At 43.0% G+C, this 24,079-nt stretch carries 16 protein-coding genes; all 16 read right to left on the bottom strand.

Annotation, left to right across the window (positions count from 1 at the left end):
• Nucleotides 1-153 precede the first annotated feature (153 nt).
• The 16 genes from V1224_01865 to V1224_01790 all read right to left on the bottom strand — a co-directional run bounded on the left by V1224_01865 (nt 154) and on the right by V1224_01790 (nt 23,944).
• Nucleotides 154-360, bottom strand: a complete 207-nt coding sequence (locus V1224_01865) for a transposon-transfer assisting family protein (GenBank protein ID WWR16226.1) — start codon at nt 358-360, stop codon at nt 154-156.
• Between the two features lie 4 nt (nt 361-364).
• Nucleotides 365-4,423 carry a YodL domain-containing protein gene (locus V1224_01860; protein ID WWR16225.1) on the bottom strand — a complete coding sequence of 1,353 codons (4,059 nt, stop codon included), beginning with the start codon at nt 4,421-4,423 and terminating at the stop codon, nt 365-367.
• Between the two features lie 137 nt (nt 4,424-4,560).
• The gene (locus V1224_01855) at nt 4,561-10,965 is read right to left on the bottom strand and encodes a DUF3849 domain-containing protein (GenBank protein WWR17404.1); all 6,405 of its coding nucleotides are present in this window, start codon (nt 10,963-10,965) and stop codon (nt 4,561-4,563) included.
• 884 nt (nt 10,966-11,849) lie between these two features.
• A complete protein-coding gene (locus V1224_01850) occupies nt 11,850-12,203 on the bottom strand; it encodes a TnpV protein (protein WWR16224.1) in 354 nt (117 codons plus the stop codon).
• Nucleotides 12,204-13,190: 987 nt separating this feature from the next.
• Nucleotides 13,191-13,487: a hypothetical protein gene (locus V1224_01845; protein WWR16223.1), complete on the bottom strand. Its 297-nt coding sequence runs from the start codon at nt 13,485-13,487 to the stop codon at nt 13,191-13,193.
• A 97-nt stretch (nt 13,488-13,584) separates the two neighbouring features.
• Nucleotides 13,585-14,682, bottom strand: coding sequence for a DUF4238 domain-containing protein (locus V1224_01840; GenBank protein WWR16222.1), 1,098 nt, complete (start codon nt 14,680-14,682; stop codon nt 13,585-13,587).
• A 69-nt stretch (nt 14,683-14,751) separates the two neighbouring features.
• Nucleotides 14,752-16,518, bottom strand: a complete 1,767-nt coding sequence (locus tag V1224_01835) for a DNA topoisomerase (protein ID WWR16221.1) — start codon at nt 16,516-16,518, stop codon at nt 14,752-14,754.
• An 83-nt stretch (nt 16,519-16,601) separates the two neighbouring features.
• A complete protein-coding gene (locus tag V1224_01830) occupies nt 16,602-18,239 on the bottom strand; it encodes a recombinase family protein (protein ID WWR16220.1) in 1,638 nt (545 codons plus the stop codon).
• Nucleotides 18,240-18,311: 72 nt separating this feature from the next.
• Nucleotides 18,312-18,485: a hypothetical protein gene (locus V1224_01825; GenBank protein WWR16219.1), complete on the bottom strand. Its 174-nt coding sequence runs from the start codon at nt 18,483-18,485 to the stop codon at nt 18,312-18,314.
• 114 nt (nt 18,486-18,599) lie between these two features.
• The gene (locus V1224_01820; GenBank protein ID WWR16218.1) at nt 18,600-19,037 is read right to left on the bottom strand and encodes a hypothetical protein; all 438 of its coding nucleotides are present in this window, start codon (nt 19,035-19,037) and stop codon (nt 18,600-18,602) included.
• Nucleotides 19,038-19,109: 72 nt separating this feature from the next.
• Nucleotides 19,110-20,684, bottom strand: a complete 1,575-nt coding sequence (locus tag V1224_01815) for a MobA/MobL family protein (protein WWR16217.1) — start codon at nt 20,682-20,684, stop codon at nt 19,110-19,112.
• Nucleotides 20,685-20,990: 306 nt separating this feature from the next.
• Nucleotides 20,991-21,332 carry a hypothetical protein gene (locus tag V1224_01810; GenBank protein WWR16216.1) on the bottom strand — a complete coding sequence of 114 codons (342 nt, stop codon included), beginning with the start codon at nt 21,330-21,332 and terminating at the stop codon, nt 20,991-20,993.
• Nucleotides 21,333-21,506: 174 nt separating this feature from the next.
• Complete coding sequence (locus V1224_01805; protein ID WWR16215.1) at nt 21,507-22,757, bottom strand: hemolysin family protein; 1,251 nt, start codon at nt 22,755-22,757, stop codon at nt 21,507-21,509.
• A gap of 45 nt (nt 22,758-22,802) precedes the next feature.
• Nucleotides 22,803-22,967, bottom strand: a complete 165-nt coding sequence (locus V1224_01800) for a hypothetical protein (GenBank protein ID WWR16214.1) — start codon at nt 22,965-22,967, stop codon at nt 22,803-22,805.
• Nucleotides 22,968-23,060: 93 nt separating this feature from the next.
• On the bottom strand, nt 23,061-23,339 hold the full coding sequence (locus tag V1224_01795; protein WWR16213.1) for a hypothetical protein: 279 nt from the start codon (nt 23,337-23,339) through the stop codon (nt 23,061-23,063).
• Nucleotides 23,336-23,944, bottom strand: coding sequence for a transposon-transfer assisting family protein (locus V1224_01790; GenBank protein WWR16212.1), 609 nt, complete (start codon nt 23,942-23,944; stop codon nt 23,336-23,338). The genes V1224_01795 and V1224_01790 overlap by 4 nt, the downstream gene beginning before the upstream one ends.
• Between the last annotated feature and the right edge of the window lie 135 nt (nt 23,945-24,079).

Raw genomic sequence — 24,079 nt, 5'->3', positions numbered from 1 at the left:
AATAGAAACATTCATTTTTCATCTGATATCATGACTCATACCGAAATTATACCTTACCCCATGATTTTTCTCAATCAATTTTATATGTCAAAAATTTGCCAAATTAAAAAAGCAGGTAGCCAGCCATTGCAACTGACTACCCACTCGATACCGCTATTCTTCTACCGCTTCTAATGAATTTTCCGCAAATTCCTTATCTGTCATGCCATCCAACTTTCTCAACACCTGCCTAGAAAGATCTTCCATATCGCTGTCCTTTATGTACGGCATTATCCGTCTGATTTCTTCCATCATCTTCATTCTGTTCTGTGTCTCAAAAACACACATGAAATTGATTTCTTCTACTGTGAATTTATTCATCAACCTACATCTCCCTATGCGAATTTTTTGATTTTTCCTGTTCCTTCGTATCCTTATTGTTTCCCTGTGTTGCTTCCTTCTGCTTGGCTGCCAGTCGCTCCTTTAAGGAAGAACGTGCCTGTGGCTTTTCCTGCTGTTCTTTCTTTTCTTCCTCACGATTGAATTTTTCCACGCCATTGTTGAGTCTCTCATCAATCATGTTATAATTCTGTTCCTCCAGTTCCTCGATCTTAGCAAGCGGCTTGTATTCTGCCAATTTCACAAGCAGTTCCTTTGCCTGTCTCTCACTGTCCTCGTCTATCCCCTCGTCAATAGATGCCTGTAAGAAAATACTTAGAGGTTTCACATTTCCAGTTCTTATATCATCAGCAATCATTTGTATCTGTGATTCTCTGTCTGATACCGAATCTCTATATCCATATGTATCAATCTCATAAGATAACTGGTCAAGTTCTGCCGCAAGTGTCTGTATCTTCTGCTCTTTTGTCTCCATATCAATCACATCTTTCTCCGGATATGCCGCAATCAGCTTTTTAATTGCGTCCTGCACCTTTGGTGTATCACGAAGCTCCGGTGTATAATTCAGGAAATCCACATCAATTCTCTTGCCGCTTACAATGTCTGCCTGCTCATCTTCCCATTCTTCAGTCCCCTCGATGTGCATATTTACACCAATAGAAGGAATCCCATGCATACGGGAAGGATCAATGGCATTGTAAAGTTTCATAGCTTCCTCTATCGTTTCAATGCCCTCATGGTATTCACCCATATTATGAAATTCCCCACACTCCGCAACGGTAAATGTGATATGGACTGTCTCTGGTTCAATTACAGGCTCTTTTTCCAGTTCAGAAAGCACTTTTTCTTCTGATACAAGTGCGTTTTGTTCCTGCACCAATTCTCTCCCCTGCGTGACAAGCTGATTGTTGATCTGCTCCTGCTGTGCCTTCTCCTGCAGGTAAGTTTCCACCTCCGGAAGATAAGTCTCCAATGTTCCGGTTCTGCTCTCTGTAATCGGGTTAATATCCACCTGAATACCAGCGATATAAATGCTGTCCTCATGTAGCATATTGAAAAGGTCATCTTCTCTGGTTGAGCCTGTGTATTCCACAACTACATCCAAATCCGAATTTTCCTGCTCAATACCTCTGCATCGGCTTCCGGATACCACCACATCAACAATCTGTGCATCCAGTCCATACTCGTCTATCTGCGACTGTACATAGGCATATACCGTTTTTTCTATATCGTCCGCACTCTGTCCGTCCAGACTATGAAACAGTTCTTCCGTCTTTGCCCGGAAATCTGCAACCACATCCGGATTGTTCTCTCTAAATTCTGCCTGCTTTGCTTCTAAATCTGCCTGTTCCACTTCCTCGGCTTTCTCCGAAAGTTCCACAAAATCAACAATCTCTGCTTCGGAACCTGCATACACTTCACCCTGCAAATATTCGTCACGATAATACTGCTCTGTGACTGATGAAAAGCGTGGTTCTTTCAGATCTGCAATTACCATATCCATTGCTCTTTGAATCGTAATATCTGGGTTATCGTAGACACCGCCATCCAGTAAATGATACTGCTCATTCAGAATGGAGTAATCGTATCCCTCATCACATTCATGCATGAGGATATAACGGTCTGCGATATGAACCGCAAGCTCCGTCTCTATCTCATTTTTCTTTCCCTCCAGTGTCAGCATGAACTTCGGCAGTTCTGTAAATCCAAAAGAATCTACAAAGTGTGCGCTGTTTTCTCCGTTCTCATGTAATACCACAATATCGCTGACCGACAGGGAATGTGCCTTGTAATCTGCCGGATGATCAATATTGAACTTTGTATAGATTGCTTCCAATGTTTCCGACTGTGTCTGTCCCTGCAATTCCGTCAGTTCTCCCATATACACGAGCTTATAATTTTCCGGCAATACAGCATCAAAATTATCTTTGGTTATTCCCATACGCTTCAGGCTTTCCGTTCCTTCAAAGCGAAACTTATCCAGTTCAGGATCATCCTTCAACTGATAAATGCCATATTTATCGGTATTTCCATACAAAAGCTGTGCTTCCCTGTTGGAATCACTCTCTGAAAGTTCTTCCTGCATCATCTGGAGCTTTCGTTCATTCAGCCAGTCCCCTTTTTCAATGCCACACATCCCGTCATGTTCTGTAATCTGTTTTCTATCGGATACAGTAGTCTCGGAACCGTCCGTATGCAGAAGATACACAGGCAAATCATGATCAAATAGTTCTATTGCCCTTTCCTGTGTCAGAGGAAACATTTCATTCCATGTATAGCCATATTCCTGCATTTCAGATACACCTACCATGCTATCCGGAAGTGCGTCGATTTCCGCCTCTGCATCAATCATTGCTAATGCAACATCCTGATTTCCATCCACTTCCTGTGCATAGATATGTTCTGCAAGCTCCCTTGTTTTTTCAATGTTCCCCAGCTTGTAGGCATAATTTACAATCAGATTTCTTTCATCATCGGAAAAGGCAGGCTGTCCATGCTCCAACCGGTTAATGATATGCTCTGCCTGTTGCATGACAGACAATTCCTCCGCATCCGTCAGACCTGCATCAAAATCGTATTCATAATCCCAAAAGTCCGGCATATTTCCATTTAATTCCTTACTACTGGACGCAAGTAACGTGATTTCCGCTCCCTGTTTTTCCATATATGAAAGGTAATTGCCATCCCATTCTTTTTCATCAAGAGAATCCATATCTTTGAGCATTTTTCCGACATCATCCCTCAACATATTTGTGATTTTCAAAACCTCCCATTCGCTTTCAAAAATGGAAGCGAACTTAACAACCACATCATCGGCATTGATCGGCTCCATTGCCTTATCATAGACCGCCTTTCTCTCCTTCATATCAATCAGCTCATCTGTATCTGTATTATAACGCACATCCAGATGATACTCTCCGTACTCTTTGGAATCCTGATTGCCGATTTCCGTTGTCCATGCACCCCTGCTTTCCAAATATGCCTGTATGCTCAACTTGTCATCATCTGTCATTTCTGACAATGCCTGCATCAGTTCCGGTCTGTCCATGCCATATACATCAAGCAGACTGAACTCTGAAAGGTCAGTATTCTGTATGAGGAGAATACTTTCCTTTGTCTGTTCCTGTGATACTTCCCTGTTCCTTTGTAATTCCTGTAATTGTTCCTCTATCCCGGTAATCAACTCCGAAGCTGTCCTCCGTATCGTATCCATGGAAGCTCTCAGTTCCTTGGTATCTCTGCCACTGCTCCATCCGGCAATATACCCAAAAGAATAATCAGAGGTATCTACACCAAAATGCTGACAAACGGTGTACGCCACACTCTCTGCTTCCACCTCTTTAGTATTGCGGTCTTTTCGCATCTGCTCATCCTGCTCCACTTCCTTGCTGTGCAGCTTGGAATGAGCCACCTCATGGATCATGGTCTTTAAGGTCTGGCTCTCGCTCATGTTTTCCTGCACCGCAATCCGCTTTGCTTCCCTGTCATAGTAGCCTTTGGAATCTCCGGCTATCTCCTCCAGTTCAATCGGTACTGGCGAAATAGCTTCTACCGCACGAATCATATCCTGATAGCCTTCCACATCTGAAAGAAGCTCCTTTGCTGTAAGTTCCGGTATCGGCTTTCCGTCCGTCTGAGATAGGTCAAAAACGGATACTGCCCGGAATGCCGGAATTGTTATCTCGACTTCCTCTTTCTGCGGATTTCCGTCTTTATCAAGTAAAAGTTCTTGTGTGACCGGATCAATCTTGTCCCTCTCCTCTTTGATTTTATAGGGTGCAGGTGCAAGGATACGGATTGCCTTTTCCCCTTTATTTACATGACGCTCAAAATTTTTCTGCCAAGCCTTGTATCCGGCCACTAACGTAGCGTCAGGCTTTTGCATCGCAATTAAGAGCGTGTTGTTAAAACTGTAATTATGAAATTTTGACATTGTACTAAGATAATTGCGGTAACTATCGCTGTTGAATAAGTCCTGCAATCCCTGCTCCAGTTTGTTCGTAAGCTCCTGCACACGCTGTTTTTCTGTATTGTTGTCTGCCATAAACGACCTCCATCTTGTACGATAAAAGGCAGCCACTACGGACTGCCCTTACATAAACTGCTATAACACTTTTTAATATTCCCAACCCAAATAATGCTGACAGGTTGGGAATAAACTTAGGAATAAAATAGATTTTCCTATAAAATTTCTTCTTTTTTCTTTGTCTTATCCGCTGCATCCCTTCCTGCAGGTGTCCCAGACACCCTTGCCTTCATTGCTGCGAGTTTTTCTTGCAATGAAGTCCGTTCTGCCGGTCGGTCTGACAGCTTACCACCCACAGCCGTTTTCCCAAGATTACTCTGCTTTGCTGGCATATCTGCGACCTCGTCCCTTTTGTTATCCACTGTTTTCACAGTTTCCTGTGGTTTTTCCGGTTCTGCGGCTTCATCATCCATACCAATCGCATCATCGCCCTTTTCATCCATGTTGAGTAAAGAATTAAGCTCTGCCAGACGCTCCAGTTTCTCGGCAAGTTCTGCTTCCTGTGGAAATGGCTTGTCTACCTCTGCCTTTGCTGTTTCAAGCTGATGTTTCACATTGGATAGCTTCATCTGTGCTTCCTCAAGCTGTGAAGGCATGGCTTCCAGTACATTGTTGATTCTTGTGATATTTCCAAGCGGATCAGAGCCGACTTCCATCGGGTGGCTCATTGCACCTTTGACATTCATCACAAATTTATTGTTAAAAGAATCAAAGGTTACATTCAGCTTAAATCCAAGATATTCACCTACATCTGCACTGGCATTGATGCCTTTAATCTCCTTACACATGGCTATGATTGCAGTTCCAGCTTCCTTTTTGTCGGTGTATGATTTTCCACCCACCTGCATAAAGAACTGCTCCTTATCCTCCGGCTTATTTTTCGCATATTTATTCATATCAGCGGTAAAGCCTTCGATACGCTCCTTGAAAATGGCGATCTGATGCGGATAATGTTGTGTGATGTTATCCTCCAGCCTGTACTTCTGACTGGTATGGTTTGCCTTCATCAGTTTCAGCTTCGATACCTGAATATCGAGATCCATTTTTTCTTTTATGTAGGGATTACCTGTGGCAAGTGCCTTGACTTCTGCATAGGAAAGTGCCGCTTCGTCCACATCCTCACAGCTTCGCACCGGGGATTTGCTGGTCATGATCTGTCCGATGAATTTCTGTTTATTCTCGATGAGCTGCCACGAATAACTGTCAAACGTACCTTCCGTAACATAACGAAATATCTTGACCTTATCATTCTGGTTGCCCTGTCGTAAAATACGACCTTCCTGCTGTTCAATATCAGAAGGACGCCAAGGCACATCCAGATGATGCAGTGCAATCAATCTGTCCTGCACATTCGTACCGGCTCCCATCTTTGCTGTGGAACCTAATAAAAAACGAACCTGTCCGCTTCTTACTTTTGCAAACAGCTCCGCTTTTCTAAGTTCTGTATTGGCATCATGGATAAATGCGATCTCCTGCTCCGGCACTCCCTTTTCCATGAGCTTGTTTTTTATATCCTCATACACATTGAAAGTGCCATCACCCTTCGGTGTCGATAAATCACAGAAAATCAACTGTGCCGACTTCTGCTCTTTGGTGTTCTCCCATATCTCATAGGCTTTCTCCACACAGGTTGCCGCTTTAGAATTTTCCTCATCCGGAAGCATATCGTTGAGCAGCCTCTGGTCAAGTGCCAGCTTTCTTCCGTCATTGGTAATCTTTAGCATATTGTCCTCGTAAGGCTGCACCTGTCTGTCCCGGACTGCTTCAGCACGTTCCGCAAGAGAAGCCACCATTTCTTTCTGAAATTCACTCGGCTTTAATACCACATTTTCATACTCTGCTTCCGGCACAGGAAGTTTTAACATATCCGGTGTCTGAATGTCCGCACTCTCCTTGAAAAGTGCAATCAGCTCCGGAAGATTGAAAAACTTCGCAAATCTTGTCTTTGCCCGGTATCCGGTTCCCTCCGGTGCAAGTTCTATGGCGGTCTGTGTTTCCCCAAAAGAAGCCGCCCACGCATCGAAATGTCCCAGTCCCAGCTTCTGAAGCGTACCATACTGGAGATAACGCATATTCGTATAAAGCTCCGTCATGCTGTTGGAAATTGGCGTTCCGGTCGCAAAAGTTACACCCTTGCCGCCTGTGATTTCATCAAGATACTGGCACTTGGCAAACATATCAGATGACTTCTGTGCTTCTGTCTGTGCGATGCCTGCCACATTCCTCATTTTCGTATAAAGGAACAGGTTCTTGTAATTGTGGCTCTCATCCACAAACAGCCTGTCTACACCCAACTGCTCAAAAGTCACGACATTATCCTTACGGCTCTGGTCATTTAACTTGTCAAGCCGCACCTGCAATGCTTTCCTCGATTTTTCCATCTGCTTAATGGTATAACGCTCCCCGTTGTCTCTTTTTGCCTGATCAATAGCAAGTTCAATCTCATCAATCTGTTTTTCGATTGTGGCTGCCTGTCTTTCCTGTGATAACGGGATTTTTTCAAACTGACTATGCCCGATAATAACGGCATCATAATCACCTGTTGCAATACGGGAACAAAATTTCTTACGGTTGGCGGGTTCAAAATCCTTTTTCGTTGCCGCAAGGATATTTGCTCCTGGATATAACCGTAAGAAATCACTTGCCCATTGTTCAGTCAGGTGGTTCGGCACCACGAATAATGACTTTTGGCATAGTCCCAGACGCTTGCTTTCCATTGCCGCCGCTGTCATTTCAAAGGTCTTTCCGGCACCAACGCAGTGTGCAAGCAGGGTATTATCCCCATACAGCACATGGGCAACCGCATTTTTCTGATGCGGCTTTAATTCAATATCCGGTGTCATGCCCGGAAATTTCAGATGCGAACCGTCATATTCTCTTGGTCTGGTGGAATTGAAAAGCTCATTATATTTTGCCACAAGTGTCTGCCTGCGCTCCGGATCACGGAATACCCAGTCCTTAAATGCTTCCCTTATCGCTTCCTGCTTCTGGCTTGCAATCATGGTTTCCTTTTTATTAAGAACTCTTTTTTCCTTTCCATCTTCCTCAATGGTATCATAAACTCTTGTGTCTTTCAGATTTAAGGAATCTTCCAGTATCTTATAGGCATTTACCCGGCTTGTACCATAGGTCATGTTGACAAGCGTATTTCCAAAGTCAGCGTTTTTCCCTTTAATGTTCCACTCTCCGGTCACACCCGAAAACTGCACCCCAATCGTATCTCTGCGGAATAAATGCTCCGGTGTCTGGAACGTATCACGCATGAAATCATTGATATATTTTGGATCAATCCATGTGGCACCAATACGCACCTCAATCTCCGATGCGTCCAGCTCCCTCGGCTGTACCTGCGTAAGAGCCTGCACATTTGGAGCATATTCCGGATGATTTTCTGCATAGGTTGCTGCAATGGCAAGTTTCTCACGCACATTTCCGCTGAGATACTGGTCTGCTGTCTCCCAGACATCGGTAAGCGGGTTCTGGAAAATAACACCACGAAGCTCCTCAATCAGCGTATCCTTGTCCTTTTCAGTCAGCTCTGCCATATAATCAAGGTCGATTTTAGCTTTCTCTGCTAAAGATACTGCTAATGCTTCACTTGCAGTATCCACACTTGTGACCACCTCTGCCCTTTTAATGGTACGCTTCGTGAACATATCCGCTTTGCCCTTGAAATTGCCCTCATCATCAAGTTTTTCCAAAGAACACAACAGGCAATAACTGCTGTCCTGATTAAAGGCTCTCTTATTCGTCTGCGAATTGATCAGACCATATTTTTTCGAGAAGGAATCGTATAATGTGTTTAATTCCGCCTGTTTTCCCTTGATTGCCGCATCGGAATATTCCTCAAGCTGCATATCAATCAGCTCCTGCGTACAGTTACGGATTGCCACCATTCCCTTGATACGTTCTTTTGCGGTGTCTGATACTTCCACAGGCTTCATGACAGAATTTTCACGGTAATACACTTCATTCTCAACTACGGTATAGCTGAAATTTTTAACGGACGGATCAGCAGGAATACTCTGCCTGCTCATGTCATCCGCAAGCTCCTCATCCAGATCAATCGTATCAATCTGTCCTGTAATATTTTGAAGTGCTTTCGCTAACTGCTCCTCAAATGGGCTGCTGTCATCTGCCTTACAGGTGCTTTCCATGCCATAAGGACCGGATACCATTTCCATCTTTCCTACGATCTGCTCCGGGTGCTCTGCAAAGTAAGCGTTCATTGCAATGCCATCTGCATCCTCTCCTAGATGTACCCAGTCCGGCTCACGCTCCACCATGCGGTCACGCTTCTGAAAAAATAAAATATCCGAAGTCACTTCTGTTCCTGCATTTGCCTTAAATGCGGTGTTCGGAAGTCTCACCGCACCAAGCAGGTCTGCCCGCTGTGCAAGGTATCTTCTGACTTCCGGACTTGCCTTGTCCATGGTTCCCTTGCTTGTGATAAAAGCAACCACACCACCGGGACGCACTTTATCCAACGTCTTTGCAAAGAAATAATCGTGTATCAGGAAATTATTTTTATCATACTGCTTATCTGCCACCTTATACTGACCAAAAGGCACATTTCCGATTGCCACATCAAAGAAATCATTCGGATAATCAGTCTTTTCAAAGCCTTTGATCTGCACATCTGCCTGCGGATAAAGCTGCCTTGCAATGCGTCCGGTAATGCTGTCCAGCTCTACTCCGTAAAGCCTGCTCTCTTTCATGGAATCCGGCATCATACCAAAAAAGTTGCCGATTCCCATGGAAGGCTCCAGTACATTTCCATTGGAAAATCCCATTTTCTCCAATGTTTCGTACATCTGGCGGATAATGACCGGACTTGTATAATGGGCATTCAAGGTACTCTCCCTTGCCATGCGGTACTCCTCCGACGATAGCAGTTCCTTTAACTGGTGATATTCTGCTGACCAGTTTGATTTGCTCTCGTCAAACGCATCAGCAAGACCACCCCAGCCGACATATTGTGACAAAATCTGCTGTTCTTCCGGTGTAGCATAACGGTTTTCGCCCTCAATCTGCTCCAACAGCTTGATTGCTGCAATATTTGTATGGAATTTTTCTTTTGGAGAGCCTTCACCCAATCGGTCATCGCTGATATGGAAATTGACAGCGTTACTTTTATCTGGTGCTGATACCGACCTTTCTTGTGCTGATTGCCTTTCTGATGCAGGCTGTTTTTCCTCTGACGAAGGTGTAAGCGGCTCCCAATCTCCGGTAAGCACCTGCGACAGCATTTCCTCTGTCTGTCGGTCTGCTTCACCATTCTCCAGACGCTCACGGGCAGACTGCGTATCTATACTGTCCAGTTCATCTTCTGTCTGTTTTGTAACAACATTCTGTTCCTTTTCGTCAGAAAACTCCGCTTCTGCTTCCCTGCCACTTTCTGCAAGCTCATTCCCCCAATCCATTGCTTCCTGCAAAGTCGAAAATGTCTCCAATGCCGGACGGGTGGTGTCTGCCGTATCATAAATAGCATATCCGTCCACTTCCTTATCAATCCAAAGGAATATTCCCTCTGATAAGGTTGCACTCCACTGTGTCGGATTGCCATATTCATCATCTGCATCATGTACCACATGCCATGATAATTTCTGCGATTCCTCTTGTGAAAATTCTTGTTGTGGCTCAGTTTCATCCGGCTCTGCGATACCATCCGTCCCCTCAAACCTTGAAAACACCTCTGCTTCGTGTCGGTCAATATCTTCCTCTGCAATGGCATTGATATAATCGTCCTCTACCTCGCTACGCTCCGGCTTATGGTCGTATTCAAAGGATTTCCCATTGACCTGTGCATAATAAAAACTGCTGTCCTCAATGTCATTTCCAAGCAGATATTTCTCTTTTTCACTGCCCCACTCATCAACCAGAACACACTCATATCCATCAATCGTGATCTTTTGCTGTGCTTCCTTTTCTTTTTCCCGAATCACATTGATATATCTTCTCGCCTGATTAGTAAATCCGTCCAGCACTGCCGGATGTGAGCTTAGAATCAGATCGTTGTTCTCCCACTCATTTTCCGCAACAATGCCTTTTGCCCATTCCTTATTGTTCTGCGAAAACCGCCCATCATAATCAAAATGCGTGACGGTATTTGCAAGAACAAATTCCACACAGTCAATGCCATATTTATCTATGATTTCATCTGCGGTATTCCTCGGAAGCACAAAACCATTGAATTTCTCGGCAATCAAGGCTTCGATGTCCTTCTTACATTCAAGTCGCTGTCCATGCTCCAGACGGGAAAGCTCTCGCTGTCTTGCTTTCTCTGCCTGTTCTTCCTTGTATGCCTTGTAGTTTTCTTTCCCCTGTGGAGATAAATATTTATCCTCATGGATCAGCTCACGTAGCCTTTTCTCGACTACATTCCAGTTCAGAAGCACTTTTGCATACGGATTTCCATAGCTGCCCTTCTCCAGACGGATACCTTTTCCATCATGTTCATTATGGGAATCATCGTTGCCTGGAAGTCCACCGGAACCGCCGCCAATACCATATTCATTTTTCAGAAAGGCAACTGTTTCCTTCTGGTCATGTCCTTCCATGAAATACTCATAAATGCGGAAAGCTCCATGCTCATAGCCGCTTCCTCTGCCAAGTGCATAGTCAATTTCATCCTGCGTGATAAAATCTTCCTGTGCTACCTCCACCGCATCCGGCAATGGAAATTCCAGTCTCTCCCTGTCAAGGTCTGCTATCTCCGATAACAGATATTCCGGTGATTTCACATGCCGCCATTTTAATTCGGCTTCACCCGATGCAAGTCGCTCTGCCGCATCCTCCAAGACATTTTTAAGCTGTTCCCTGCCCTCATGGGTGGAAAGAAGCTCCATGAGTTTTGCTTCACTTTCCGGATAATTTCCTGCTTTTAAGCCAAGCTCCTCCGGCATTTCATCCATTCCATCTCGCAGGAAGAAATAGATCTGATTGGCAACACGATTTCTCTCCTGTGTATCTACAAGAAATGCTTCACTGGCACTCATATAAGTACCATTTTCGATCATGGAACGGATATGGCTCTCCACATCTTCCCAATCCATCGTGACAATCGGTGTTTCCCTTGCCTGTGTTCCATAGCCGACACTCATACCATGCTCATCGAACCACACTGATACTGGATTTCCATTGATTTCAAAACCTTTTCCGGTCTGTCCGTACTCATTTTTCAGAAAATCCACCATCTGCTCGGCATTTCTGCCCTCTGTGTACTTTGCAAAGATACGCTTTCTGCTGTGCTGTTTTCCTCCACCACTGCGAAGAATGGTTTCAAGCTCATTCTGTGGCAAAGAAAAAGCAGCGGGCATGGTATATTTCATACTTGCTTCCGCTGCTGCGACTGTTCCGACCTGCTCCTCAAAAGAAGGAAACAGGCTGAGTTGTGTAAAGGTGGGTTCCGCTGCGTCTCCCCGGAGAAGATCATCGGTATCTGTTACAGACTGTAAACCAGTTCTCCCAGAACCACTTCCTCTGCTCGGTTCCGAATGCTGTTCATCTTCGCTACCCAAAGCATCTGATCGGCTTCCTTGAGCTGTTCTGTCACTCCCTCGGTTGCCGCCATCTGGCTTGTCAGCTTCTCCATTCTCTCCTCTGCCTGCTTCTGAATGGTCAGCAGGTGTTCTTTCAATGTCCCTTTCAGAAGAAACGCTGAGTACACGCCCCTGTGGTTCTCCTTCAGATAAGTCTCCCTCATCATTCCGTACTTCGTTACGGTTCCCTCCGGCTGACTGTCCGCCTGTAATGTCGGGATCAGATAATCCCCATTCTTCTCGTATGTCAGATTCATTGCTATTGCCCCTTTCTACGCTGTTTTGATTGTTGTCAATATATTCCTCATGTCCGCTCTCGCTTTCACGCTTTAACGCATTGTATTCTATTTCAGAAGTATTTGCAAGTCCTTTCTGCGTTAAATTTTCTGTTTGTTCCTGTTCGTGGCTTCTGTTATATGCCCTTATGGTTCTTCCAATTTCTAAAAGTACCGGTTTTGCAAGTTCATTAGCTGCATCTCCAAGTACCGCAAGGGTATCCATGGAATTAAATTCATGGATAAAATCGAAAGCAAACTCCGAACCATACTCCTGCATATCTGCACCGCAGGCAGATAAAAGTGTAAAAGAAATACTCTCAGATAAAGTATCTCTTAAACGGATACCGACATTCTGCTCGTCCAGTCCTTCTAGGAAGCTGCCCTCGATCATGTACTGCAAATCCGGCAACAATTCCTCATAATAATCTGCTGCAATCCTGTCAGCTAACTCCATAAGTCTTTCTTCAAATAGCTTCTTATCATCGGTAGCACCATAAGTCTGCTCCAGACGCTTAATTACATCTTCCTTATGTTCCTCATGTAATTCCCATAGTTCCGGATACCGTCCGATTCTCCTTGCCGCATGGACATCTGACACATCAAATACATATTTCAGACGCTTTCCATGTGCGTCATCCTCATCCAAAAGTGCGATACCTTTTGCACCTTTATTTACCCAACAGTGCATACGCTCATTCCACAGTTCTATGGAAGCACAAGCTGTTGCGTCTGGTCTTTGTGCATAGATCAAAAGCTGTTCCCGGAACGGATACTTATACAATCTTGCCGCTGTGGTCAGGTATTTCATCCATTCCTCACGATTTTTGACAACCTCGGCTGCTGTCTCTTTTGCCAGAGCCGATATAAAATCATATTTTCTCACACAGTTCTCCTTCCTGTCATAGATACGACAAAAAGGCAGCCACATAAACTACATGACTGCCTTTCCATGATTGATTGTTGCAATTATTCGATTGCACCAAAGCTGAAACTCTTGCCTTCCGGTGCTTTTTTCGGTGCAAATCTTGATTTTACTTCCGCAACCCTCCCCTCTAATGCCTGAAACATAGCATCCACCTGTTCCTGTGTATATTCATAGGAACTGCGGTTCGCAAGATTTTCCAGTCTGCCAATGGCATCCACCGCTTTATTCATGCGGTACTCGCCAATGCGGATAAACTTCTCCGCCTTTGTTTCATTTTCCTTTGCTGCAGGCTCGCCCTGCATTTCCGCTGCTGTCATTGTTACATTTGTTTCTTCCATGTGGTTTTCCTCCATTTTTTGATAAAAATTAGAGCGTACAGGTTTTCCCATACGCTCTGACGCTGTGTTGATAAATTTTATTCATTACAGATAACTATCATATTCTGTCCGATATTATTTTTGAATCACTCATAACAATATTTTTCGATTCTGAAATAATCTTTCGATTTATAACCTTCACATCACTTGATTTAATTTCATAAAATTTTCCACTTCTATTTCCTGCCAACTTGTTTCCTATAAATCTAATACAATATTGCGGAGTTACCGGGAAAATCATTTCAGCTTTAAATGTTCCTTCCATTTTCATTACTACACATGGTTTTGTCGATGTTATAAATGAAATTCCTTCTTCAGCCTTTAATAAATCAATAACATAATTTTGTTTAATTGAATCCATATGCTTCTGGAGTCTTTTTTTGTCACCTCGTGCAGCATCTAACAATGCCCCATAAAAATATGATTCAGGTGCTAATAGTCCCTCATTTTTCATTTTATCTAATTCAGAATCTTCATATCCCATAGATGAAAACACATCCCTAAAAATCCCCAGCGTCGGCTTAATATATTCTTCTATAACCCCCTCTAGCCTAAGATATTGGACAATAAAAAACTCTAACAAATCATCTTGATGTACTAAAGCAAAATCATCACCCGAATTTCTTTGAATTTCAATTTCCGACTTTATTACATTCCACTTAGATTCTAATTCATTTGCAAAGTAGTTTTCTTCAATAATTTTTCCTACTTTACCAAACAAATATGTACCTAAATCATTTTTGAAAGCATCAACTGTAACATTGTTTCCATCAGAATCTTTAATTATCCATGAATCCATACGATCACGCCAATACATAAATTGACTATAATCTCTAATTTCAATAACTGGATAATCGGGAGCACAATCTTCATCCAAAGTATCCTGACACTTAATACTATATGCACCATTAGTTAAAAATTCTTCTATTTCATTTTGCAGTTTATATGTCAATCCCGGCACATTCTTAATATCTAAATAGTAAAAATTTTCTTCCATGAAAAATGAATGCTCCTGAGTTATCTTGTCAACTTCCTTATAACTCTTGCTTTGTCCTTCATTATACAATTTATCTTTATAAAAAACATAAAAACTATGGTTCTTTCCCGGAATCTTCCATGAGGCATAATATGTCGCTGGTACTTTATGTGCTTTCATTTAATCACTCCTATGCATTTTTCAACTCTACATCGTCTTATAAATTATACCACGCCAAAAAGCTCTTTCCTACCCCTGCTTTCCTTTCGTCTTTGGAAATTCCATCTTAAATTTATACTGTAATCCCTTGATTTCTTTACCGTCCTTCGTGTAAGAAAACTCCTCTATCCTCTCTGGAATCAAATAAGCATCGTAGCTGCCTTTCTTGCCCTTCAGACCTTTTACAAGTATCTTTTTCCCTTGAAGCAGGCTCTTGACCTGTGTATCGGAAAGTGTTACCCCAAGTGCCTTGCCAACATTCATGCCACATTTCCCGGTACAATACGCTCCGAATTTTCCCTTGACTACATCAGCACCACACTTCGGGCATTTGCCTAGCACTTCTTGTCCACCCTTGCCTGTGCCAAACATGGCTTTATGTTCATCACTAACGCTGTGATAGGTCTTTACAAGATCAGTTACCATTGCTTCAATACCTGACATAAACTGTTCTGCAGCAACTTCTCCTTTGGATACAAGAGTAAGCTCATTCTCCCAGTCAGCGGTCAGTTTCGGAGATTTTACTACATCTGGAAGTATCGTGATCAGCTTCATTCCGTCCTCTGTCGGGATCATCTGCTTTTTCTCACGTTTCACAAATCCGTCTTTTACCAACTTTTCTATGATATCGGCTCTGGTGGCAGGTGTGCCAAGTCCTTTTCTCTCCACCTCATCACCCATATCCTCTGCTCCGGCTCGCTCCATTGCCGACAAAAGGGAATCTTCAGTATAATGCTTCGGTGGCTGTGTGAAATGCTCGGAAACCTTTGTCTGCTCCACTGCAATCGTCATGCCCTCACGAAGCTCCGGCAGCTTCTTTTCTTCCTCGGCATCTGATTTATCCTCTGTGGTCTTATAGGAATTTTTGAAGAAATCATCAAATTCCTTCCATCCATTTTTCCATACTTCCTTACCGGATACCTTAAACACAATCTCGTTGCAGGTAAGCTCTGCCTTTGTGGAATTATAAATGTGCTTCTCCCCGGTTGCACACAACAGACGGTTCGCACATAATGAAAGGATCTTCATTTCACTCTCAGGAATCACCTTTAAGTCCTGTTTGATGATCTCCATGGTCGGAATGATTGCATGGTGGTCTGTCACTTTCTTGCTATTCAAAATTCTTTTAATATCTGGATTGAACATGATATTCTGCTCAAATAACAGCGAATTGAAAATTGCTTCAATCACATTTTTCGCTGTTCCCTCCATGTCATCGGAAAGGTACTGGCTGTCTGTTCTCGGATATGTTACTAACTTTTTCTCATAAAGGCTCTGCGTATATTCCAATGTCTGCTTGGCAGTAAAGCCAAACAGACGGTTTGCATCCCTCTGGAGTGTGGTAAGGTCATAGAGTTTCGGTGGTGCCACCCACTTTTCTTCCTTTATCACAGAAGTGACAAGAGCCTGTCCGTTTTCACAGGCTCCTGCAATCCTCTCTGCTTCCGTTTTATCACTGATATGCTCCGATACAGCATCCAGACCATTTTCCATGATATGAGCCATATAATAGGCTTCTTTCTTGAAATTCATGATTTTACTTTCACGGTCTACCAGCATGGCAAGTGTCGGTGTCTGCACTCTGCCGACCTTTAATGCCTTGCCACCATACAATACCGTAAAAAGCCTAGTGCCATTGATACCCACAAGCCAGTCTGCTTCCTGCCTGCATAGTGCTGACTTGTACAGATTGTCATAATCACTGCCTGGACGAAGATTATGGAAGCCGTCACGGATAGCACTCTCCTCCATGGAAGAAATCCATAATCGTTTCATCGGTTTTCTGCACCCTGCCATGTTGTAGGTCAGGCGAAAGATCAGCTCTCCCTCCCTTCCGGCATCTGTTGGATAGTTGGAATAGGTGACTTAGAAAATATCCATTATTCAAGGGTTTCCAGTGCCCCTATGAACTTGTAATGGATAGTAAGTCGTTGAATTTTCTGCCCGTCAACTTCTACGGGTTCAGAAACAAGAATTTTTTCTATAAGTTGGTTGATTATCTTAAAATTGAGTTCCGTTATTCCTGCATAACCGCTTATCTGCTCTGCAAAATGCTCAATGGAAGATAACTGTTCTTTGTCCGCTATGGCACTTTTTTCAAGTTCCTTTATCTTGGCTGTCAGTTCTTCCTGCTCGCTGTCAAATCGTGCCGACAGCATTTGGAAACGCTTTTCTGTTATCAGTTCCCTTGTCAAGTCCTCATACAGTTTGGCATACAGGTTTTCTATTTCCGACACTCGCTGTTTACATTGCCTTAGTTCCTTTTTCTGCTGTTCCTTATCCGCTGACAGTTGGAGATTAAGACGCTCGGCAATCTCCGTTACCATAGCTTTCCTGTCCGCCAGTGCCTGTCCTGCGTGTTTCTGAATGTCTGCAAGCACAACTTCGTGAACCGTCCTCGCCTCAATGGTGTGTGATGAACAACCCTCTTTCCCAAACTTGCGGTACTTGGTACAGCAGTAGAAAGTCTTGTCCAGTACGTTGTTACGCTTTCTTTTCTGCTCGACTTTGGCAAGCATGGCACTCCCACAATCGGCGCATTTGATAACCCCTCGGAAAATGTTGTCATATCCGCTTGAACTTTCCCCGATAACGGGCGGTCTGCTCTCCAAAATCTTCTGTACGGTGTTCCAACGGCTCTGCTCGATAATCGGTTCATGTGTGCCATAGATAACTTCACGCTCCGCATACGGGATATACTGTCTTTTCTTGGAACGCATGGTCTTGGTCGGTCTTTCCGCTACGGTAAGGTTTCCTGCATAAACGGGGTCATGCAATATCTTGCTGACATAGGCGGTGTCCCAGTCATACATCTTTTCCTCATCAGTGTACCGCTCAAACATTTCTTTTTTGTAGAAACTCGGCTTTATGACCTTTGCCTTGCGCAAGCGGTTACAGATAGTGTGAAGCCCCACGCCCTCCTCGGCGATTGAGAAAATCAGTTCCACAATGGGGGCGGTCACTTCATCAATGACAAGGTGGTTATGGTCTTTCTCGTCTTTTTGATAACCGAATGGGGCGGTAGTAGCCATATACTTGCCCTGCATTTTCCTTGCGTGGAGTGCGCTCTTGATTTTCCTTGACGTGTCCTTTGCGTACATTTCATTGATGATGTTGCGGAACGGTGTAATGTCCATTTGTGCGTTGTCTATGGAGTCCACGCCGTCATTGATTGCAATATACCGCACGTTATGGTTGGGGAAAAACACCTCGATATAAGTACCTGTTTCAAGGTAATTCCTCCCCAAACGTGACAGGTCTTTTGTGATGAGCGTTGACACTTCCCCGTCCTGTATGTCCTCGATAAGCTGTCGGAATGCGGGGCGGTCGTAGTTTGTACCGCTGTAACCGTCATCAACATAGAACTGGCAGTTCAGAAAACCGTTGCGCTTTGCATAATCTTTCAGCATGGTTTTCTGTGTGCTGATGCTCATGCTCTCGTTGTTCGTGCCGTCGTCTTTGGAAAGCCTGCAATATAAAGCAGTGATTTTGTCGTTATTCAGTTTTGCCCTTTTCATTTTGTCCTCCTTGATGAAAAGGGACTTCCTCTCAACTCCTATTATACTATATTCCCTTTTCCGTTTCCAGTGCTAATTTACGCTGTTTTCCGCTATCTCCTTAACCCTTTTTGTTATCTGTTCCTCGGCTATCCGCTTGAATACCGTTTCCATTTTTTCAGTACCTACATAGTGCCTTTCCACGATAATTTTTGTGGGTGGGTGCTGTCGGGTGGCTCTATGCTGTGTATTGCTGTCTTTGCTCATAAATCTGCTCCTTTACAATAAAATAGAGCGCATAGATTTGTTTTCTATACGCTCTGACGCTGTGTTACTTATTCAGTTGTGATTGTGATAATGGTTGTTTAGAGAATATGAAATTTATCTCTCTGACATATATTTCTGTATTTCATCAGATGTTAGTTTTCTTACTTGCGTGTTTGCATATTCTTTGTATTTTTCAACAATGAAAATAGGTTTCATTTTATCACAAGTTTTTCCTTTGTTCTTTTTTAGATATAATAGCAAGTCCTCACTGTCCGCAAAGATTTTGTATGAAAGTCTGCCGTTTTCACTTTTTATCTCATAAATACCGCATGGTTTCTTCATACTGTAATCAGCAGTGCGCAAATATAATTTTGCAATCTCTAACGACTTAAAAGGGAAATTCCACCGTTGCAACCCACGCTTGGGGTCATGTTCAATACAAATGCACCGCCCACAAGTCCCACAAATGTATTGTGTATGATTTGCTAAGCAATCCAATGGATTTAATAGTGGTGTTATTCTATTTTCACTAATATAACATTCCATGCACATTTCAATTTCACTCCCTTTGCAACTTTTGATTTTTACCTCTAACAGAATACCATAATCACACTCATATTTCCATTAAATTTCTTCCTCCCTCCGTTTCGTTCTGCTCTGTTGCCTGTTATGCTGTCGGTTCTCGTTCTGAAGTTCCCTCTCAAGGTTCTTCCTGTTATAGCTGATTACCTCGGCATACGCTAATTCTGTGGCGGTCTTGGTCTGCTCTTTGCCGATACTGTCATATTCAGACTGCAAAGACTGTATCTCTGCTTTCCACTGTTTCGGCGTTATCTTCTCGCCGTTCTGTAAAAGGCTCTGCATACGCTCCTTTAATTCGGGGTACTTTGATAAGCTGTCCTTATGCTCCTTATCGTATTTCATTTTCGCAAATCCTTTGAGTGACTGGCTCTCCTTATAGGTGGCTTGGATTGGTGCATAGAGGGCATACATTTTTGACAGTTCCTTTAATCGGTTTAGTTTCTGCCCCTTTGACAAATGCACTGTTTCAAGCTGACTGTATTTCTGTTCCCTATCCGCTGTAAAGTTCACAAGGCTTTCAAAGCTGTCTATCTTCCTTGTCGTGATGAATTTCTCCGCATTGTCGGCTGACTGCAAGGCGGTTCTGTCGGCTATTTTTCTTAGATGTTTTCCGCTGACAATGGGCAAGTCTAATCTGCCTTTGCGCCCCCTCACTTTTGCAATCATCTCCATGACTTCATTCTTCACGCTGACCGCTGTATTTTTAATCTTTTCGTACTGTGCGCTGTGTACTTCCTGCTTGGCAAACATGAGCATTTCTTTCGCCTGTTCCAACAGCATATTGTTCCTGATGATTTCCCGATTGATGTTGCCCCTCTCGGTCTGTATGCCCTTGCGTTCTAAAGCGTTGGCAACCGCACCGATATGGATTGTCGGCTCTCTGTCAATCCCCTGTTCCTTAAAAGAGCGGTGTTCCCAATGTAGCGCAATCCCCAACTGCTCATTGGTGGCATTGATTGTGTCGGCTAAATCTTTTCGCCACATCTTGGCGTTTTCTTGGCTGTTCCAGTCTGTGCTGTCGGCGGTGTGGCATTTCCACTGTTTGCGGTTGCGCTTGTCAACTTTCTGCTGTCCTGTCTTTTTGTCAATGATGGGAATACGCTCCCCGTTTTCGTCAAGGTCATACACCTTTTTCTGTTTCGCTCCCCATTCCCCTTTTTCCGTAAGAGGGCGCAGGGTAAGCATTACATGGATATGGAGATTGCGCTGTCCTTTGTCGTTCTCGCTGTCATGGATTGCCCAGTCAGCACACATTCCTTTGTCAACAAAATTCCTCTGCACATAATCCCTCACGACTTCCTCCGCAAGTTCATAACTCCATTCGTTGGGGAGTGACGCTTTCAACATTCTCGCAAGCTGTGATTTCTGTCCTTTCTCTGCCAGTTCAACAGCGTTCCATAAGGTGGCTCGGTCTGCATATTCTTTGGGCGCATTGGGCGGGAGAGTGATTTCACTGTGGACTAAATCTTCATGGTATTTCGGGCGGTAGGTCTGCCCGTCAAACTCGCTGACAAGAATGCTCCTGCTGATGTATGATGCTTTCTCGACTGCCGACTGCCCCTTGCTCCGCCTGACAATGGAAAAACGTGTGCTTGCCTGTTTCGTAACATTAGCCATGCGCAACACCTACATTCTGCCGACAGGGTATAGGGGCGCACTCATAGACTTTGTGGGCAGATAAAGGCTGTTCTTTAGCCTTTATCTGAACGCAAAGTTCACTAAAGGGTAGCAAGCGCAGCTTGCGAAGGGGAATTGTCGTTTCCCCTTTTGGCTGCCGCAAGGCAGACAACGCCCTCCGCAGGAGTCCATGCAAGTGAAACTTGCCCCTCGGAGAGCGCACATACCACCTCTGGTGGTATATCTGTGCGCACCCCGTAAACGGGGTGAATATGTTACCTCGGCTTTTCGATTTCTCGGCTCTTGTCATTCCGTATCGCCCTCTCTTTCATTTTCGGCATTGGGGATAGTGGATTGTGGGGGAGTGGTTTCTCGGCTTTCCGACTTGATTTTAGCGATAACCTGCTGACACTCCTTTGTCTGTAATGCCGCTGATAAGATACGGTTTAACTCGTCCTCGTCATAGCTGTAACAGTCGGGGAAATACTTCACGATAATGCCGCCCATGATGTACTTATGGTGGTTCTCGGCTTTCCGCTTTTTCTCGTTCTGCTTTTTCTTTTCATTGGCTACACGCTGTTTTGCCTGTTCCAATGCTTGTAAAGCCTTTTCTAAATTTCTGTTTGCTTCGTTTTTGCTCTCAATCATTTTTAATACCTCATTCTTTCTTTGTTGTGTTTATGATTTTGAAAATAAAAAAGGTAGCTGATTTTCTGTTAGGATAAATCGCTACCATAAGTAAACAATATTCAGTTTTATACGTCCTTTTTCCGCTGGTCAAAAAAATTTTGTCATACACATACCAAAAAAGTTTATAACGTATCATTCATTTTTCTTTTTAACAAATAAAACTTTCTCTACTCGTTTCTCATTCATTTCCAATACAGTTATTTGATACCCTTTATATTCAAAACAATCCTCTTTTTCGGGCACTCGCCCTAACTCATTCATTATCCAACCATTTATAATTCCTGATTGTACTTCTTCATCAGCAACTTCAATATTTAATACCTCAAATACTTTATCAATGTCTGCATTGCCTAAAACTATATACTCCGTTTCTGATTTCTTTTCAATTTCTGAACTGACTTCATCATATTCGTCCCAAATTTCTCCTACAAGTTCCTCTAAAATATCTTCCAATGTGATTATCCCCACTGTTCCGCCATATTCATCTAATACAACTGCAATATGTATTTTTTTATTCTGCAATTCTTTCAATAATATGCCTATTTTTTTATTCTGTGGAACAAATAAGGCTGGTCGGATAATTTCGGATATTTCCTTATCGGCACGATATACATAATTGTAAAAATCTTTTTGATAGATTATTCCAACTATATGGTCTATCGTATCTTCAAATATGGGAAGTCTTGAATAAGCTGTATCAGCAAAAACAGTAGCAATTTCTTCTTTTGTTGTTTCTGTTGAAACAGCAGTAATATCAATCCTTGGAGTTAATATGTCAACAGCTTCCTGTTCAGTAAATTCAAGCACACTCCGAATGAGCATATTTTCCTGCTCATCAATGCCTCCGTCCTGCTTTGCTTCTTCTACTATGGATAATAGTTCTTCTTCTGTAATTCCACTTTCATCAGTTGATTTAATTATTATGGATAACAACTTTTTCCACTGTCCAAACAAAAAGTTAAATGGGGTAAGCAATACCATGAGCATATTTAAGAAAGGTGCTGAAAACCTAGCAAACTTTTCTGGTGATTCTTTGGCAATGCTTTTTGGTGACACTTCTCCGAAAATCAACACTACGATTGTAGTAACAGCAGTAGATACACTCGGACCGATTTCATCACCCAACATTTTAACAAATAATACTGTTGTTAAAGATGCGCTCGCAATGTTTACAATATTATTTCCAATAAGAATAGTTGACAACAGGCTGTCATAATTCTCGGATAAACGCATTACCAAACAGGCTTTTTTATCTCCCTTTTCTGCCATATTTTTAATGCGTATCCTGTTTAATGAAGAAAATGCTGTTTCTGTTGCTGAAAAATATGCGGACATAATAATGCCCGTGATTATTATTATAAGTGAAATTGTCTCGTTTTCCATTTTTTACCTCTTATCTTTCTATATCTATAATATCAATTCATTTTCTTACCAAATCACCGCTTTCACATATTTATGTTTTTCCTCCCCCGTAAAAAAGATAACAAAAAGCATAGCTATATGCTGTTCTGCACATAACCATGCTCTTAATTTTAGATTGCATACTATCAAATTTGGAATTGAATCCGCATCACCGTCTGAGTCGTCGTCCACTTTTTCCCTCCAAAAACAAATTTTATGACATTATAGCATATTCTCTAACTAAAGGCAAATGGTTTTCGGATATTGGCAATATTGCCACACACATTAAAATTCACTTGAATTGATTTCCTGCATATGTTTCCTTGCCTGTTCTCTCTGTTGCTCACTTAATATCCTCGGCTTACGGTAGCTGACGTATGATTTCGGAAAAGAATAAGTCTTAGATATTTCGTCCTTATTCACCAGCTTGTATGTATCGGGAAAATCGGCAACAAGCGTGTCAAGTTTCCTCATAACTGCCTTATCCCTTGTATAGACTGTAGCTGTCTGTTCTCCTGCATTGTAATTGACAATCGTTTCCTGCTCATATCGTGACAGTTTCATAATGCCATATCCCCCTTTCCCTTGCTGTGGGTTCTGTGCATTTTCCCCTCGGCAACTGTCGGCTGTTTTGACTGTTCCTTTGCTTTGGCTAATCTTTTCTTTATGGAATGGTCACGCTCGGTCAATTTCCGTCTTTTGGTGGTGGCTGTTAGTTCCATACAGCTTTCTTCTGACAGGGAATTTAATTTCTTCAAAGTGGTGCTTACAATCTGCTTGGTGTCACTGTCCTTTATCTGTGGCAGGATTGCGGATAAACTGGCGCACGTTTCCGCCTTGCTCTGTTCCCCGAACTGATAAATCAGATTGATTTCATCAGCATTAAAGGGTATCTGTATATTTGTCCCCTCACATAAGCGTTCCACGCCCACGCACTTAGGAATATTTCTTGTAAGTTCGTAGTTATCCCTCGCTGTGATTGTTCCATGCCTGTCGGTCTGCCTTACCTCAACTTCGCACTGGCTTTTCTGCTCCAATACAAGCCACTGGTATTTATCATTTTCTTTGGTAAATACGCTCTGATGCGCATTAGAATGTAACTTGCTGTGGATATATTTGTCTGTGGTGCTGTAATAGTCCAAAATCTGCTGTTCCTGCTCTTTGTTCATGGTCTTTTCCCTCCCTGTGGTACATCAAAAGTTAGATGTATAAATATTGATTGATATGATTGATAGATATATCTGCCAAATAATGAATATAAACAAAATGCCACTTATGAAAGTAGCTGTTTTTGATTTTTGTCC

This window comes from Lachnospiraceae bacterium JLR.KK008 (assembly GCA_037015955.1).
Lineage (GTDB): Bacteria > Bacillota > Clostridia > Lachnospirales > Lachnospiraceae > VSOB01.
The sequence above is the reverse complement of the archived record's forward strand: the minus strand, read 5'-3'. Positions and strand labels throughout refer to the sequence as shown.

What these genes read in the sequence shown, in the direction of transcription:
- V1224_01865 (WWR16226.1), bottom strand. Translation starts at nt 360, where the DNA reads ATGAATAAATTCACAGTAGAAGAAATCAATTTCATGTGTGTTTTTGAG.
- V1224_01860 (WWR16225.1), bottom strand. Translation starts at nt 4,423, where the DNA reads ATGGCAGACAACAATACAGAAAAACAGCGTGTGCAGGAGCTTACGAAC.
- V1224_01855 (WWR17404.1), bottom strand. Translation starts at nt 10,965, where the DNA reads ATGGAAGGACATGACCAGAAGGAAACAGTTGCCTTTCTGAAAAATGAA.
- V1224_01850 (WWR16224.1), bottom strand. Translation starts at nt 12,203, where the DNA reads ATGAATCTGACATACGAGAAGAATGGGGATTATCTGATCCCGACATTA.
- V1224_01845 (WWR16223.1), bottom strand. Translation starts at nt 13,487, where the DNA reads ATGGAAGAAACAAATGTAACAATGACAGCAGCGGAAATGCAGGGCGAG.
- V1224_01840 (WWR16222.1), bottom strand. Translation starts at nt 14,682, where the DNA reads ATGAAAGCACATAAAGTACCAGCGACATATTATGCCTCATGGAAGATT.
- V1224_01835 (WWR16221.1), bottom strand. Translation starts at nt 16,518, where the DNA reads ATGGCAGGGTGCAGAAAACCGATGAAACGATTATGGATTTCTTCCATG.
- V1224_01830 (WWR16220.1), bottom strand. Translation starts at nt 18,239, where the DNA reads ATGAAAAGGGCAAAACTGAATAACGACAAAATCACTGCTTTATATTGC.
- V1224_01825 (WWR16219.1), bottom strand. Translation starts at nt 18,485, where the DNA reads ATGAGCAAAGACAGCAATACACAGCATAGAGCCACCCGACAGCACCCA.
- V1224_01820 (WWR16218.1), bottom strand. Translation starts at nt 19,037, where the DNA reads ATGTGCATGGAATGTTATATTAGTGAAAATAGAATAACACCACTATTA.
- V1224_01815 (WWR16217.1), bottom strand. Translation starts at nt 20,684, where the DNA reads ATGGCTAATGTTACGAAACAGGCAAGCACACGTTTTTCCATTGTCAGG.
- V1224_01810 (WWR16216.1), bottom strand. Translation starts at nt 21,332, where the DNA reads ATGATTGAGAGCAAAAACGAAGCAAACAGAAATTTAGAAAAGGCTTTA.
- V1224_01805 (WWR16215.1), bottom strand. Translation starts at nt 22,757, where the DNA reads ATGGAAAACGAGACAATTTCACTTATAATAATAATCACGGGCATTATT.
- V1224_01795 (WWR16213.1), bottom strand. Translation starts at nt 23,339, where the DNA reads ATGAAACTGTCACGATATGAGCAGGAAACGATTGTCAATTACAATGCA.
- V1224_01790 (WWR16212.1), bottom strand. Translation starts at nt 23,944, where the DNA reads ATGAACAAAGAGCAGGAACAGCAGATTTTGGACTATTACAGCACCACA.